The organism is Streptomyces sp. NPDC046862 (assembly GCF_040704615.1).
Taxonomy (GTDB): Bacteria; Actinomycetota; Actinomycetes; order Streptomycetales; family Streptomycetaceae; genus Streptomyces.
Genome location: NZ_JBEYXP010000009.1, coordinates 42571 through 56578, shown reverse-complemented (window position 1 = coordinate 56578; position 14008 = coordinate 42571). Strand labels below are relative to the sequence as shown.

The following is a 14008-nucleotide window of genomic DNA, read 5'->3' as shown; positions in this document are numbered from 1 at the left end:
GCCCTGTGCCCTGTGCCCTGTGCCCTGTGCCACGAGGGTCGTTCCGTCCTCCGGCGAGTGACGCGGTGTCCCCGGCTAACGCCCCAGGAAGATCGGGTTCGTGAACGCCGCCAGAGGTCCCGGGTAGGACGTGATCACGGCCTCGTGCCGCAGCTCCGCCCGTACGTACGCCGCGTACTGCGCCGTCGTACGCCACTCGACCGTGTCCGTACCGGACACCGACAGGGGCTCGCTGGTGTGGAGGAGACCCTGGTCGGTGACGAACCGGACCGTGCAGCGGGGCGCGCCCGTGGCCTCCAGGCGGACCGTGACCGGGTCGTCGCGGTCCACGTCGAGCCGCTCGCCGATGCCCGCGTGTTCGCCCCGCCCGCCGACGGCGGTGAAGGACAGGGACACGGTCCTGGACTCGGCGACGTACGAACGGCCCGCCCGCAGCCCCTCCTGGATGTCCTCGCGGGTCAGGTCGTCGGCGAGGACGACCGTCTGCGGACGGCCCACGGGGTCGGGGTCGCGGTGGGCGTCGCTGTTGCCCATCGCCGGGATCCAGGACCGGCCGCCGTTCGCCCGCACCGAGGCGACCAGCATGCCGTCCCAGTCGGCGAGGGCCACCTCGTCGTCCGGGGTGTACGCGCCGTTCCACACCTCGATCACGTCGGCCTCGCCGAAGCCGAACTTCCAGTTGCAGCCGATGCAGGTGGCGTGCGGGTGGGCGGGGACGACCAGGCCGCCGGCCTCGCGGATCCTGCGCGCGTACTTGCCGAAGCGGTTGTCCCGGGCCCGGTAGCGCCAGTCGATGAACGTACCCGGGTCCGTGCCCAGCGCCACGACATGCCCGTTGCGCGTCGTGACCTCCTCGCCCAGCAGGATCAGGAGGTCATCACCCGCCTGGTCGGCCCAGTGGGCGTGCGCGGAGTGGGTGTTGTGCTCGGAGGTGTTGATGAAGTCGAGCCCCGCGGCACGGGCGAGCGCCGCGATCTCCGCCGGGGTACGGCGACCGTCTGAGTACCACGAGTGCAGGTGGCAGTCACCGCGGTACCAGGCCCGGCCCCGGCCCTTCGCCCGGGACGGCGGGTAGATCGGCTTCACGGTCTTCCCCGGTTCGCCGTATGTGAGGGTGATCGTGACCTCGTACGCCAGGCCCTCGGGCGCCACCGTGTACGGGCCGAGCGCGATGTTCCAGGTACCGGGGCGGACCGGGCCGGGGACGTAGCCGGGCGTCGCGTCGTCCGCCCGGATGAAGAACTCCGACCGCGCCCCGCCCGACCAGCCGCGGAAGCCCCGGCCCCCGAGGTCGGTGCCGCGCTCGTCGAAGATGCCGATGTCCAGGGCGTTGCCCACGGTGCCGGCCGGGACGGTCGGTTTGTCGTAGGTGTACGCGACGTGCAGCTCCCGTACGCCGGACGGTACTTCGACGGGGAGGTACACGTAGTCGGGCGAGCCGGTGGGCAGCGTGCCGCGCACCGTCTTCGTCTCCTGGCTGCTCGCCGCCGCGGCGGCCGGGCCGTTGTCGAAGCTCACACTCCCCAACGTAAGCGCGGCGGCGGCGCCCGTCACGAACAGGGCGCGTCTGCCCAGGCCTGCGCCGCGGTCGTCGTCCTCGCACATGCTGCTGCTCCCAACGCGTCGGATCGTCACAGGGTGTCGTCACTGGGGGTCGTCACTTGGGTGGTGCAGGTGTGGCGCGTACAACCTTGCTATTCAGCCGTGAACTTCCGTGCAAGGGAAGAGGATCGGCATGTTGCGCGCAAGCGGCGTGGTCGCCTTCCGGGTGCTCGCGATCGGTGTTAGGAACGGCCCATGCGGATCTCGACCACGATCTTCCTCACCGACGAGACGATCACTCCGGCCCGACTCGCCCGTGAGCTGGAGGAACGCGGCTTCGGCGGGCTGTACCTGCCCGAGCACACGCACATCCCCGTCGAGCGGACGACACCGTATCCGGCGGGTGGGGAACTGCCGCGGGAGTACGGCCGCACCCTCGATCCCTTCGTCGCGCTCGCGCAGGCCGCCGCGGTCACCGAGCGGCTGGGCCTCGGCACCGGCATCACGCTCGTCGCCCAGCACGACCCGGTCGTCCTCGCCAAGCAGGCCGCGACCCTCGACCACCTCTCCGGGGGCCGGTTCACGCTCGGCGTCGGCTTCGGGTGGAACGTGGAGGAGGCGGCGGACCACGGTGTCGACTGGGGTACGCGGCGGGAGCTCGTCCGGGACCGGATGGCGCTGATGCGGGCGCTGTGGGCGGCGGAGCCGACGGCGTACGAGGGTGCGTTCGGTTCCGTGCGGGCCAGTCACGCCCACCCCAAGCCTGTCCAGGAGGTGCGCGGGCCGGTGGTGGGGCCGCGCACGCTGGTCGGCGGGGCGGCCGGTCCGAAGCTGTTCGCGTACGTGTGTGAGTACGCGGACGGGTGGATGCCGATCGGGGGGCGGGGGCTTTCGGAGTCGTTGCCGGTTCTGCGCGAGGCGTGGGTGTCGGCGGGGCGGGACCCCGGGGCCCTCCAGATCGTCCCGTCCGCGGTTCGGCCCGCGCCGGGCAAGCTGGAGCGCTTCGCGGAACTGGGGGTCGAGGAGGTGGTGGTGCAGTTGCCTCCGGCGGATGAGCGGGGTGTGTTGCGCACCCTGGATGAGTACGGGGTGTATGTGGGAGGTTGGTAGGTCTCGTCTGCCGGGTTGGGGTGGGGGCGTGGGTGCGTGCGTGCGTGCGTGGGTGGACGGGTGCGGGTTTCGTCGTGGCTCGTCGCGCAGTTCCCCGCGCCCCTAAAACCGCGCGGTTCTGCGCGGCCTTGAGATTCCGCGTGGTTCTCCGCGGCCCTAAAAACCGCGCGGTTCTGCGCGGCCCTCGAAGGCCGCTCGGTTCTCCGCGTACCTGAAGGCCTGGGGCGTGCCCGTGCTTTTGCGGGGCGCGGGGAACTGCGCGACCAGCCACGACGAACCCGCAGTCATCCACCGGCACCCGCGGGGCGGACCTCGCTGATCACGCCGATCGTATGCTCGAAGGATGACGACTTCCGCGACCCCAGGGACCCCAGGGACCGGCCCGACCGAGAACTCCATGCGTCGCGCTCTCAAACGCGCCCGTGACGGCGTCGCACTCGACGTCACCGAGGCGGCCGTTCTGCTCCAGGCCCGCGGCGCGGACCTGGAGGACCTGGCGGCGTCGGCGGCCCGCGTGCGCGACGCGGGCCTGGCGGCGGCCGGCCGGCCCGGCGTCATCACCTACTCGAAGAGCGTCTTCATCCCCCTCACGCGGCTGTGCCGCGACAAATGCCACTACTGCACCTTCGTCACCGTCCCGGGCAAGCTGCGCCGCACGGGCCACGGAATGTTCATGTCCCCGGACGAGGTCCTCGACATCGCCCGCAAGGGTGCCGCACTCGGCTGCAAGGAAGCCCTGATCACCCTCGGCGACAAGCCCGAGGACCGCTGGCCGGAGGCCCGCGAGTGGCTCGACGCGCACGGGTACGACGACACCATCGCCTACGTCCGCGCCATCTCCATCCGCATCCTGGAGGAGACGGGACTCCTCCCGCACCTCAACCCGGGCGTCATGACCTGGACCGACTTCCAGCGGCTCAAGCCCGTGGCCCCCTCCATGGGCATGATGCTGGAGACGACCGCCACCCGCCTCTGGTCCGAGCCCGGAGGACCGCACCACGGCTCCCCGGACAAGGAACCGGCCGTACGGCTGCGCGTCCTGGAGGACGCCGGCCGCTCCTCCGTCCCCTTCACCTCAGGGATCCTCATCGGCATCGGCGAGACGTACGAGGAGCGGGCCGAGTCCCTCTTCGCCCTGCGCCGTGTCTCCCGCGCCTACCACGGCGTCCAGGAGCTGATCATCCAGAACTTCCGCGCCAAGCCGGACACCGCGATGCGCGGCATGCCGGACGCGGAACTGGACGAGCTCGTCGCCGCGGTCGCCGTGGCCCGCCTCGTCATGGGCCCGGCCGGCTGCATCCAGGCGCCCCCGAACCTCGTCGACTCCGAGTACGCACGCCTCATCGCCGCCGGCATCGACGACTGGGGCGGCGTCTCCCCGCTCACCATCGACCACGTGAACCCCGAGCGCCCCTGGCCCCAGATCGAGGAACTCGCCGAGAAGTCGTCGGCCGAGGGCTTCGAGCTGAAGGAACGGCTCTGCGTCTACCCGGAGTTCGTGACCCGCGGCGAGCCCTGGCTGGACCCCCGGCTCCTTCCGCACGTACGGGCACTGGCGGACCCGGAGACGGGCCTGGCCCTTCCCGACGCACCCGTCGAGGGCCACCCGTGGCAGGAGCCCGAGGAGGCGTTCCAGCCCTCGGGCCGCACCGACCTCCACACCGCCATCGACACCGACGGCCGTACGTCCGACCGGCGCGACGACTTCGACGAGGTGTACGGCGACTGGGACGCCCTGCGCGAGGCGGCCGCCCCCGGCATGGCCCCGCAGCGCATCGACACCGACGTACGCGAGGCCCTGCGCACCGCGGCCGACGACCCGACGAAGCTGACCGACGACGAGGCCCTCGCCCTGCTGCACGCGGACGGCCCGGCGCTGGACGCCCTGTGCCGGATCGCCGACGACGTACGCAAGTCGGCGGTCGGCGACGACGTCACCTACATCGTCACCCGCAACATCAACTTCACCAACGTCTGCTACACCGGCTGCCGTTTCTGCGCCTTCGCCCAACGTCGCACGGACGCCGACGCGTACACCCTCTCCCTGGACCAGGTGGCGGACCGGGCGCAACAGGCCTGGGACGTGGGCGCGGTCGAGGTGTGCATGCAGGGCGGCATCCACCCGGACCTGCCGGGCACGGCGTACTTCGACATCGCGAAGGCGGTCAAGTCCCGCGTCCCCGGCATGCACGTGCACGCCTTCTCCCCCATGGAGGTGGTGAACGGCGCGACCCGCACCGGCATGTCGATCCGCGAGTGGCTGACGGCGGCGAAGGAGGCGGGACTCGACACCATCCCGGGCACGGCCGCGGAGATCCTGGACGACGAGGTGCGCTGGGTCCTGACGAAGGGCAAGCTGCCCACGGCCACGTGGATCGAAGTGATCACGACAGCGCACGAACTCGGCATCCGCTCCTCCTCGACGATGATGTACGGGCACGTGGACCAGCCCCGCCACTGGCTCGGCCACCTGCGCACCCTGTCCCGCATCCAGCAACAGACGGGCGGCTTCACGGAGTTCGTGACGCTCCCGTTCATCCACACCAACGCCCCGGTGTACCTCGCGGGTATCGCCCGCCCCGGCCCGACGACCCGCGACAACCGCGCGGTGACGGCCATGGCCCGCCTCCTCCTCCACCCTCACATCCCCAACATCCAGACCAGCTGGGTCAAGCTCGGCACCGAGGGCGCCGCCGAGATGCTCCGCTCCGGCGCCAACGACCTGGGCGGCACGCTGATGGAGGAGACCATCTCCCGTATGGCGGGGTCGAGTTACGGCTCGTACAAGTCCGTCAAGGACCTGATCGCGGTGGCGGAGGCGGCAGCCCGCCCGGCCAAACCGCGCACGACGCTGTACGGCGAGGTCCCGGAGGAACGACAGCGAGCGGCGGAGCTGTCGGACGGCCACCTGCCGGAGCTGCTACCGGTGCTGGACTGAGTCCGTCCAGCCCTCGGGGACGGAGACGATCCGCGGCCTGAGACCAATTGGCTTCTCAGTCCCAGCGACACGCCGTGAAAGCGGTGTGTCGCTGGGACTCGCGAGACACTCGGCGACGGTGCGTGGGGTTGTTCCCCCGCTCGGCAGCCGCGCCGGTATCGGCCGCCGGTCTCGGCGGCCGCCGCCGTGGCCGACGCCGGGCTGGTCGTGCCCGATGCCAGGGCCATGGCTGGGGGGACACCCTCCGCGAATACCGGTCGATTACCGCTCGGCCGTACTCGCGTCGGAGGCGGGCGCCCGGCCGCCCATCGGAAGATGGATGACCAGAAGGACGATGCCGCTCAGCGTGAGGACCCGCGTCGCCGCATCCAGCCCGTTCCAGCTCTTCGACTGCCACATCACGAACCACTCACCGCCGACCCCGATGAACCCGGCGCCGAACAGCAGCATGAGCATCAGCAGCCCGAGCGTGGAGAAGCGCCGGGCACGGTACTGATCCCTGCGCACCCAGAGATACGTGCCCCAGATGAGCACGAGCGCCGCGACGGTCTCCCACACGATGATCGCGACGTACGCGGCGTTCTGCAGCGCCCGCGACTCGATCGCCCGCCACATCAGGTCCTCGTCCTTGAACGTGGTGTCCATCGCGAGGACGTGCTGGACGAACGCCTGATTGGTACCGAAGTCGGTGATGTTGCTGAAGGCGACGAGGGCGATGTAGAGGGCGACGGTCGCCGTGAGGAGGGTGGCGGCGAGAGGGAGGAACGTGGACCGGGAGGCCAGCTGTGACTGGGGTTTCTGGGTTGTGGTCATGGTTGGACTATGTCCCTGGACTGCCCGTCAACCCCAAGTGATTTTTGGCGAGTTGAGTGAGGGCGGCCTCAGCACTCCACCGCAAACACCACAAAGCGAGCCCAAGAGCCCTCCGGCGTCCGTTCCCGCCTCGGAGCCGCCCTCGTCCGACTTACGCTCGGGACATGAGTGATGCCTTGCCCTTGGTGGCGGTCTTCGGTGGCCTCGCCGCTGTCCTGTGCGGCTTCGCGTGGTTGGCGTCGCACGTGCGGCGGCGCGGTACCGCGGGTGGGGCCGTTCGGGCGGCGCTGGCGTCGTGGGAGGAGGCGTACCGCGTGACCTCGCACGAGTCCTACCAGGAGATCAAGGCGCAGACGGAGCGCAAGGCGCCCCTGCTGTCACCGGACGGCCACTGGCGACCCAGTGGTTACCTCACACGGCCGGGGGAGCCGGGGGCCCGGACCGCTCTCACCGACCGTCCGGGTCGAAGGCGTACGAGTATCAGGCGCCTGGCCCGTCGCCTGCGTACGCGGCACTGATCGGCGGAGGTCACTTCGGTCCCAACCCGACCCAACGTTCGATGCGTTGGGTAAGACTGGTGGCCGGTGGGGCGGTGATCCGGCGGACGGGCGGAGGAACACATGGCGCGGGTGCGGCCGTCGAGGCTGGAGCTGATCCGGCGGCGCAGACGGCAGACCTTCGTCGGGCGGGACGCCGAGCGCGCCGCGTTCCGGGAGAACCTCGATCTCGCCCCCGAGGACGGGGCCCCTCCCACGTTTCTCTTCCACGTGCACGGCAACGCCGGGGTCGGAAAGACGTTCCTGGTACGGGAGTTGGAGCAGATCGCCCGGGACCGCGGGGCGCTGACCGTGTACGTCGACGAGGCCGTGGGCAGTGTGCCCGACGTCCTCACCGCGATCAGCGCCCAGTGCGCGGCGCAGGGCCACCGGGTCAAGGAGCTGGAGCGCCTGCTGGCCTCGTACCGTGAGCGACGGTACGAGGCCGAGATCGCCGCGCTCACCGCCGTCCCCGACCCGCAGGCGCCCTCCGTGGGCAGTACGGCCGTGGCGCGGGTGGCCACGGCGGCGCTGGGGTACGTGCCGGTCGTCGGGCCGCTGGCCAGTGCCGGCGTCGACTCCGACCAACTCGCCCGGGGCGTCGAGCACATGCGCGCCGGGATCGGCACCCGCTTCCGCAACCAGGAGGACGCCCGGCTCGTCCGGGAGCCCGAGCAGGTGCTGACGCCGGTGCTGCTGAGGGAGGTGCGGGAGGTCGCCGCCGACGTTCCCTGGATCGTCCTCGTCCTCGACACCTACGAGCGCACCGGTCCCGTACTCGACCGCTGGCTGCACGACATGCTGGCCACCGACCGGTACGGCGAGATCCCCGACAACCTGGTCGTCGTCACCTCCGGCCAGTACCCCCTCGACGCGACCCGCTGGAGCGACGTCGCCGACTTCGTGACCGACGTGCCGCTGGAGCCCTTCACGGAGGCGGAGTCGCGCGAGGTGCTCGCGGACAAGGGGGTGGTGGACGAGCCGGTCGTGCGGGAGGTGCTCCGGCTCACGGGCGGGCTGCCGGTCCTCGTGTCGACCCTCGCGCAGGCCCGGCCGGCGGACGTGGACGACATCGGCGACCCGAGCGTGACCGCCGTGGACCGCTTCCTGAAGTGGGAGCAGGACCCGGTGCACCGGGCCGCCGCGCTGGCCTGCGCGTTCCCCCGGCAGTTGGACGCCGACGTGGTCCAGGTCGCCGTGCGGTGCGCGGAGGACCAGACCGAGATGTTCTTCGAGTGGCTGCGCGGGCTGCCGTTCGTCAGTGATCGCGGTGACCGGGTGCGGTACCACGACCTCGTACGGACACCGATGCTGCGGCTGCAGAGGCACCGGTCACCGCGCCAGTGGACCGCCCGGCACCGCCGCCTCGCCGAGGCCCTGCGCCAGTGGCGGGCCGAGATCGAGACGGAGCTCGGCGGGGAAGAGGCGGCCTGGGCGGACGAGTGGTGGCGCCGGCTGCGGCTGGAGGAGTCGTACCACCGGTTGTGCGCCGGGACGCGGACCGCTCTGGCGGACGTCCTGCGGGACTTCGTCGTGGCCTGCGATCAGGGCGAGGACGTGGCCCGGCGCTGGGTGGGGCTGCTGCGGGACGCGGGGGAGGACACAGAGGTCCAGGCACTGCGGGACTGGGCGGCCGGACTGGCCGGGGCGCTCGAACGCGGGCGCGAGGCCGCCGCGCTCGAACTGCTGCTGGAGCAGGCCGGCGAACTCCCCGCGGCACACAGCCCCACCACCGCCTGGATGGACGAGGAACGCGCACGCACCCGCGGGGCGGCAGCACCCGAGGAACGCATCGAGTACGCCCGGGTCGACCTGGACGACCACACCCTGTCCCTGGCCCATCTGGCGCGCGGCAAGTCCCTGCGGGGCGCCCGCGCGTACCTGCGGGCCCTCGCGGAGTACGACAGGGCCCTCGTCCTCGCCCCCGGCCTCGCCCGCCCTCACCGGGGCCGTGCCCTCGCCCACGCCGACCTGGGCGACTACCGCGCCGCGATCCGCGACCTGGACCGCGCCCTCGAACTGGAGCCGGACCACGCCCGCAGCCACTCCACCCGAGGCGAGTACCACCGGATCCTGGAACAGTACGACGAGGCGTTGGCGGACCTCGACCGGGCGATCCTGCTGGACCCGGGCCGGGAGTTCGCCTGGGCCTCCCGCGGAGCGACCTGGCTCCGCCTGGGCGACCTGGACCGGGCACTCGCGGACCTCGACCGGGCGCTGGAGCTGGAGCCCGACTACGCGTGGGCGTTGGTGCGCAGGGCTCGCGTGCTGCGCGACCTCGGGGAGGCCACGCGGCAGATGGAGGACCTGGACCGGGCCGTCGTCCTGCAGCCGGACTGGGCCTGGGGGCTGTGCGAGCGCGGCGACGCCCTCCGCGCGGCCGGCCACCACGAGGCCGCCCTCGCCGACTACGACCGCGCCCTGGAACTCGACCCCGACTACGCGTCGGCCTTCGCGAGCCGCGCGGCCTCCCGGGCCGAACTGGGCCGCCACCAGGAGGCCCTCGCGGATCTGGACCGGGCCGTGGAGCTCAAGCCGCACTACGCCTGGGCCCTGGGCCGACGTGCACTCGTCCACCTGGAACTGGGCGACCCGGCCCGTGCGCTGACCGACGCCGACCGCGCCCTCGGCCTGCGCCCCGACGACCCCTTCGTCCGGGAGACCCACGTCCGGGCCACGGAGGCCGCCCGAGCGCGACACGGGGAGTAGCGCGGGGCGCGTGATCCGCGGCCGGAAAACCGGTTCGGCGCTGTCAGCGCCCCCTGTTAGCCTCCTGCGGCTCGCGTGATCCGCGAGGCGGGAAAGCTCACAGGGGAGGGAACAGTTGGGCAAGGTGAAGAGATCCGGCGGCGGCAGACTGCTGGCGGTGGGGTGCTCTCTGGCGGCCGTCGTGGCGGCCACGTCCGGTGTGGCGCAGGCCGCGGGCAACCTGCCGCCGAAGCAGCCGCTCGTCCAGGACCTGCAGACGGGGGCCAAGGAGTGCGCGGCGGGGGCCGACAGGGCGTTCGTGTCGGGGCCGCCCACGCTCAGCGCCGTCCTGTACGACCCGGAGGAGGACAACCAGCCCGCCGAGGCCAACCTGGTCAAGGGGGAGTTCGAGGCCTGGTGGACGGACTCCGAGGGCGTGGAACAGCGACGCACGTACACGACGCACGAGACGCTCTCCGGCACTCGGCAGCGGTGGCGGATGCCGGAGGACAGCATCCCGCCGGACACCGTCGTCTCGTGGCACGTTCGCGCGAACGACGGTACGGCGACCTCTCCCTGGAGTTCGGAGGGCGAGGGCTCGGTCTGCGAGTTCGTGTACGACGACGAGAGCCCGCAGAAGGCGACGATCACCTCGCCCGAGTACCCCGAGGACGTGCTCTGGGTGGACGGCGTGGGCGTGTACGGCCACTTCACCATGGACTCGCCGTCGGACGACGTCGTGTCCTACGTGTACGACTTCATCGGCGGCCCTCACGGAACCGCGCGGGCGCAGAGTCCCGGCGAGGCGGTGACCATCCCCTTCCTGCCGCTCAAGTCGGGTCCCAACACGCTGACGGTCCGTGCGGTCGACCGTTCCGGACGCAGCAGCGGAGAGTCGACGTACCGCTTCTACGTGAAGTCCGGCCGTGCCCCCGTCGCCCACTGGAAGCTGGACGACGCCGCGGGCGCCACGAGCGCGGACGCCGAGGCGGGAACCGACGCGCACGCCGCCTCCGGCGTGACCTTCGGCTCCTCGGCTCCCGAGGGCACCGGCCTCACCTCCACGGCCACCCTGGACGGCAGCAGCCACGGCTACCTCACGCCGGACACGCCGGCCGTCGCCGACATCGGCGAGACGTTCGCGGTCAGTGCCTGGGTGCGGCCCGCGCAGACCGACCGGAACATGACCGTCGCCAGCCAGGACGCGGGGGACTCCGCGGGCTTCGCCCTCGGCCTGCGCACCCGGGACGGCGAGGCGCCGGCCTGGTCGTTCACCGTCGGCGGCGCACGCATCTCGGGCGGCGCACCCGAGACCGGCGAATGGACCCATCTCCTGGGTCTGTACGACGCCGAGACCCGCGTGGCCCAGCTGTACGTCAACGGCCGGGAGGCCGGCACGAGGACGCAGGCCGCGCCCGCCGGGGAGGCCGGCGCCTTCCAGATCGGCCGGGCCCGCGACGGCAACGGCTACCACGACCGCTGGCGGGGCGGCCTGGGCGACGTGAGGGTGCACGACCGGGTCGTCGTCCCCGCCGAGGCGACCGAACTGGCCCACCGCACACCGCGGTTGCTCGGCCACTGGTCACTGGAGACCGCGCGGGACGGTGACAGCCCCGAGCAGGGCAGCGGGTCGCCCCTGAAACTGAGCGAGGGTGCGGCGATCCACCGCGGTCCGGACGGCTCCTGCCTTCCGGACCTCGACCCGGACTGTCCGGCGGTGCCGTACGCGCTCGTCGGTGACGGGCACCTGACACTGGACGGTGAGACAGGCCACGCGGCCACGACGGGACCGGTCCTCGACACCTCGGACAGCTTCACGATCGGCGTGGTCGTACGCCTGGCCGACACCGAACCGGAGCAGCCGATGACCGTGCTGTCCCAGGGCGGTGAGCGCACCGACGCCTTCAAGGTGCGCTACCAGCCCTCGGAGCACGCCTGGCAGCTGGTGATGCCGCAGCGGGACGAGCAGGGCGCGCCGGAGACCGTGGTGGCCCAGGTCGCGATGGCGGACGGCGGCGAGGGCGACGGCCACCGGCTCGCCGTCGTCTACGACGACGCCACCGACCAGGTCAGGCTCTACCTGGACGGCGAGGCGGGGCCTGCCGCAACGGCCGACTTCGCGAACGGCTGGCCCAGCTCCGGCCCTCTCCAGATCGGCCGGGCCCGGACAGGTGACGGCTGGGGAGAGTACCTGCGCGGGGACGTGGACGAGGTGCACGCGTTCGCCGGGGTGCTGAGCCAGTCCGACATCCAACAGCTGGGGTTCGGAACCGAGCCGTGTCTGTGCTCCTGGTAGCGGGCGCGGACGGCTGAGCGAAGCGAGGCCCGAGGCTGCGGGCCTCCGCCGATCCAGCCGATCCAGGGGACGGCGGGGGCCCGCAGCCCTTCTCGTTGCAGCTGCCGTGTTGAAGGTGCCGACGGGCGGCGGGCGGCGGGCGGCGGTCAGCGAAGCCGATCGACGTACCGGTCCGTCCCCGGCACCGTCGGGATGAACGGCGCCACCAACTCGACCCGCCCGAGGCCCGCTTCGGCCACGGCCTCGTCGAGTCCCGTGAAGTTCCCGTCCCAGCACTCGCGGGGATCCGCCTGAAGGAACCAGAGCAGCGTGAGCCGGGTGTCGACGCCCTCGACCTGCTGGACGTACGACATGCGGTCGAGGGGGAGCGGGGTCGGGCGGAAGACCGTGACCATGGCGGCCGGGGAGCCCGCGAGGCGCTTCGGCAGGTGGCGGGAACGCAGCCACTCCAGCAGTTCGGCCCGTTCCGCCGGGCCCGGCGCGTCGATGACCTCCACCACCAGGCCCGCGTACGGGTGGTCGAGGGCGTGGAAGTCGCGGGGGCCCGCGGCGCCGTCGCGGTAGACCGTCGCCTCGTGGTCCTGGAAGGCCGTGAAGACGTGGGTACGGTCCTGGTAGACGCGGGCGTCACGGTTGAGACGCTTGTTGATGGCGACCGTCCACTTCATGTGGTCGTCGTAGCGGCCCGCGGTCACCCAGTAGACGGTGATGTAGCAGCCCGCCGTGACCGGCTGGGCCACCGCCGACTTCTCGGGGTAGCGCAGGAGCTGGAGGTCCCTGGTCGCCACCCAGCGGCGGCCCGCGTACATCCAGGGCATCGCCATGGCGCCCGCGTAGTAGTGGTCGTCCTCGTACCAGCGGTTGTACGCGTACTCGTGGCCCGGATGCGGCTCCACCATGGTGATCAGGGCGTGGCCGGGGTGGAGGCCGTACGGGCCGACGGCCGCCAGTTCCGCGTACACCTCGCTGCGGGTCTCCTGGGACATGCTGCTCCCCTTTCGTTCGAAGCCGTCCGTTCGAAGCCGTCCGTTCGAAGCCGTCCGTTCGAAGCCGTTCGTCCGACGCCTTCCGTGTGCGGTTGTGTCCACCTAATCTGACGGGCCGTCAGGTAAACCGCCAGAGGCCGGGAGGCGCCCATGTCACTGCTGGAGCGGAAGACCGTCGTGGTCTCGGGGGTCGGGGCCGGGCTCGGGCACCGGGTCGCCGCGGCCGTCGTGCGGGACGGGGGCAACGCCGTGCTGGGCGCGCGGACGGAGGCGAACCTCGCGAAGGTCGCGGCCGAGCTCGATCCGGACGGTGCCCACACGGCGTACCGCGCCACCGACATCACCGACGAGGCGCAGTGCGAGGCGCTGGCGGGGCTGGCCCGTGAGCGGTTCGGGGGGATCGACGCGGTGGTGCACGTGGCGGCCTGGGACAGCTACTTCGGCGGCGTGGAGGACGCCGACTTCACGACCTGGCAGTCGGTCGTGGACGTCAACCTGCTGGGGACGCTGCGGATGACGCGGGCCTGCCTTCCGGCGCTGAAGGAGCGGGGCGGGTCGGTCGTGATCATCGGGACGCAGTCGTCGGTGGCCGCCCCCTCGCAGGTGCGGCAGGCGGCGTACGCGGCGTCGAAGGGGGCGCTGACCAGTGCCATGTACTCGCTGGCGAGGGAGGTGGGCCCGCACCGGATCCGGGTCAACACCGTGCTGCCGGGCTGGATGTGGGGGCCGCCGGTGGAGGCGTACGTCCAGTTCACCGCGCACACCGAGGGCGTGCCGGAGGCGGAGGTGCTGGGGCGGCTCACCGAGCGGGTGGCGCTGCCCGAGCTGGCTACGGACGGAGATGTCGCGGATGCGGTGGTATTCCTGGCGTCCGATCGGGCGCGGGCCATCACCGGGCAGTCGCTGCTGGTCAACGCCGGTGAGGTGATGCGGTAGCCGTGATTCGGCCAAGTTCTGCGCGTTCATTGATATGAACGGAGGTCAACTAGCAGAACTTTTTTGCTCCCTCTTGACCCTACGGGCCGTTGCCGAGGGTGTCCGGCGGATCCCACGATGAGCGGGCACTGCGCGGGTGCCTTGGCATGCACCGGTCCAATTC

Annotated in this window: 9 protein-coding genes; 6 read left to right on the top strand and 3 right to left on the bottom strand. The window is 71.9% G+C overall.

Annotation, left to right across the window (positions count from 1 at the left end):
• Nucleotides 1–75: 75 nt before the first annotated feature.
• Nucleotides 76–1605: a CehA/McbA family metallohydrolase gene (locus AB0959_RS12155; protein ID WP_366826263.1), complete on the bottom strand. Its 1530-nt coding sequence runs from the start codon at nucleotides 1603–1605 to the stop codon at nucleotides 76–78.
• 192 nt (nucleotides 1606–1797) lie between these two features.
• On the opposite strand from AB0959_RS12155, the gene AB0959_RS12150 reads away from it, so the two are divergent.
• On the top strand, nucleotides 1798–2652 hold the full coding sequence (locus AB0959_RS12150; RefSeq protein WP_366826262.1) for an LLM class F420-dependent oxidoreductase: 855 nt from the start codon (nucleotides 1798–1800) through the stop codon (nucleotides 2650–2652).
• 343 nt (nucleotides 2653–2995) lie between these two features.
• On the top strand, nucleotides 2996–5590 hold the full coding sequence (locus tag AB0959_RS12145; RefSeq protein WP_366826261.1) for a bifunctional FO biosynthesis protein CofGH: 2595 nt from the start codon (nucleotides 2996–2998) through the stop codon (nucleotides 5588–5590).
• Nucleotides 5591–5851: 261 nt separating this feature from the next.
• On the opposite strand, the gene AB0959_RS12140 is transcribed toward AB0959_RS12145, so the two are convergent.
• Nucleotides 5852–6403 carry a DUF2165 domain-containing protein gene (locus AB0959_RS12140; RefSeq protein WP_366826260.1) on the bottom strand — a complete coding sequence of 184 codons (552 nt, stop codon included), beginning with the start codon at nucleotides 6401–6403 and terminating at the stop codon, nucleotides 5852–5854.
• Nucleotides 6404–6567: 164 nt separating this feature from the next.
• Here AB0959_RS12140 and AB0959_RS12135 point away from each other — a divergent pair, with 164 nt between their 5' ends.
• The 3 genes from AB0959_RS12135 (at nucleotide 6568) to AB0959_RS12125 (ending at nucleotide 11923) form a co-directional block, all read left to right on the top strand.
• Entirely contained in the window at nucleotides 6568–6921 is a 354-nt protein-coding gene (locus AB0959_RS12135; protein WP_366826259.1) for a hypothetical protein, read from the top strand.
• Between the two features lie 102 nt (nucleotides 6922–7023).
• The gene (locus AB0959_RS12130) at nucleotides 7024–9648 is read left to right on the top strand and encodes a tetratricopeptide repeat protein (RefSeq protein WP_366826258.1); all 2625 of its coding nucleotides are present in this window, start codon (nucleotides 7024–7026) and stop codon (nucleotides 9646–9648) included.
• Between the two features lie 694 nt (nucleotides 9649–10342).
• A complete protein-coding gene (locus tag AB0959_RS12125) occupies nucleotides 10343–11923 on the top strand; it encodes a LamG domain-containing protein (protein ID WP_366826441.1) in 1581 nt (526 codons plus the stop codon).
• A 146-nt stretch (nucleotides 11924–12069) separates the two neighbouring features.
• Here AB0959_RS12125 and AB0959_RS12120 read toward each other — a convergent pair whose 3' ends face one another.
• The gene (locus tag AB0959_RS12120; RefSeq protein ID WP_366826257.1) at nucleotides 12070–12909 is read right to left on the bottom strand and encodes a hypothetical protein; all 840 of its coding nucleotides are present in this window, start codon (nucleotides 12907–12909) and stop codon (nucleotides 12070–12072) included.
• 150 nt (nucleotides 12910–13059) lie between these two features.
• Here AB0959_RS12120 and AB0959_RS12115 point away from each other — a divergent pair, with 150 nt between their 5' ends.
• Entirely contained in the window at nucleotides 13060–13845 is a 786-nt protein-coding gene (locus AB0959_RS12115) for an SDR family oxidoreductase (RefSeq protein WP_366826256.1), read from the top strand.
• The last annotated feature ends 163 nt before the right edge of the window (nucleotides 13846–14008 follow it).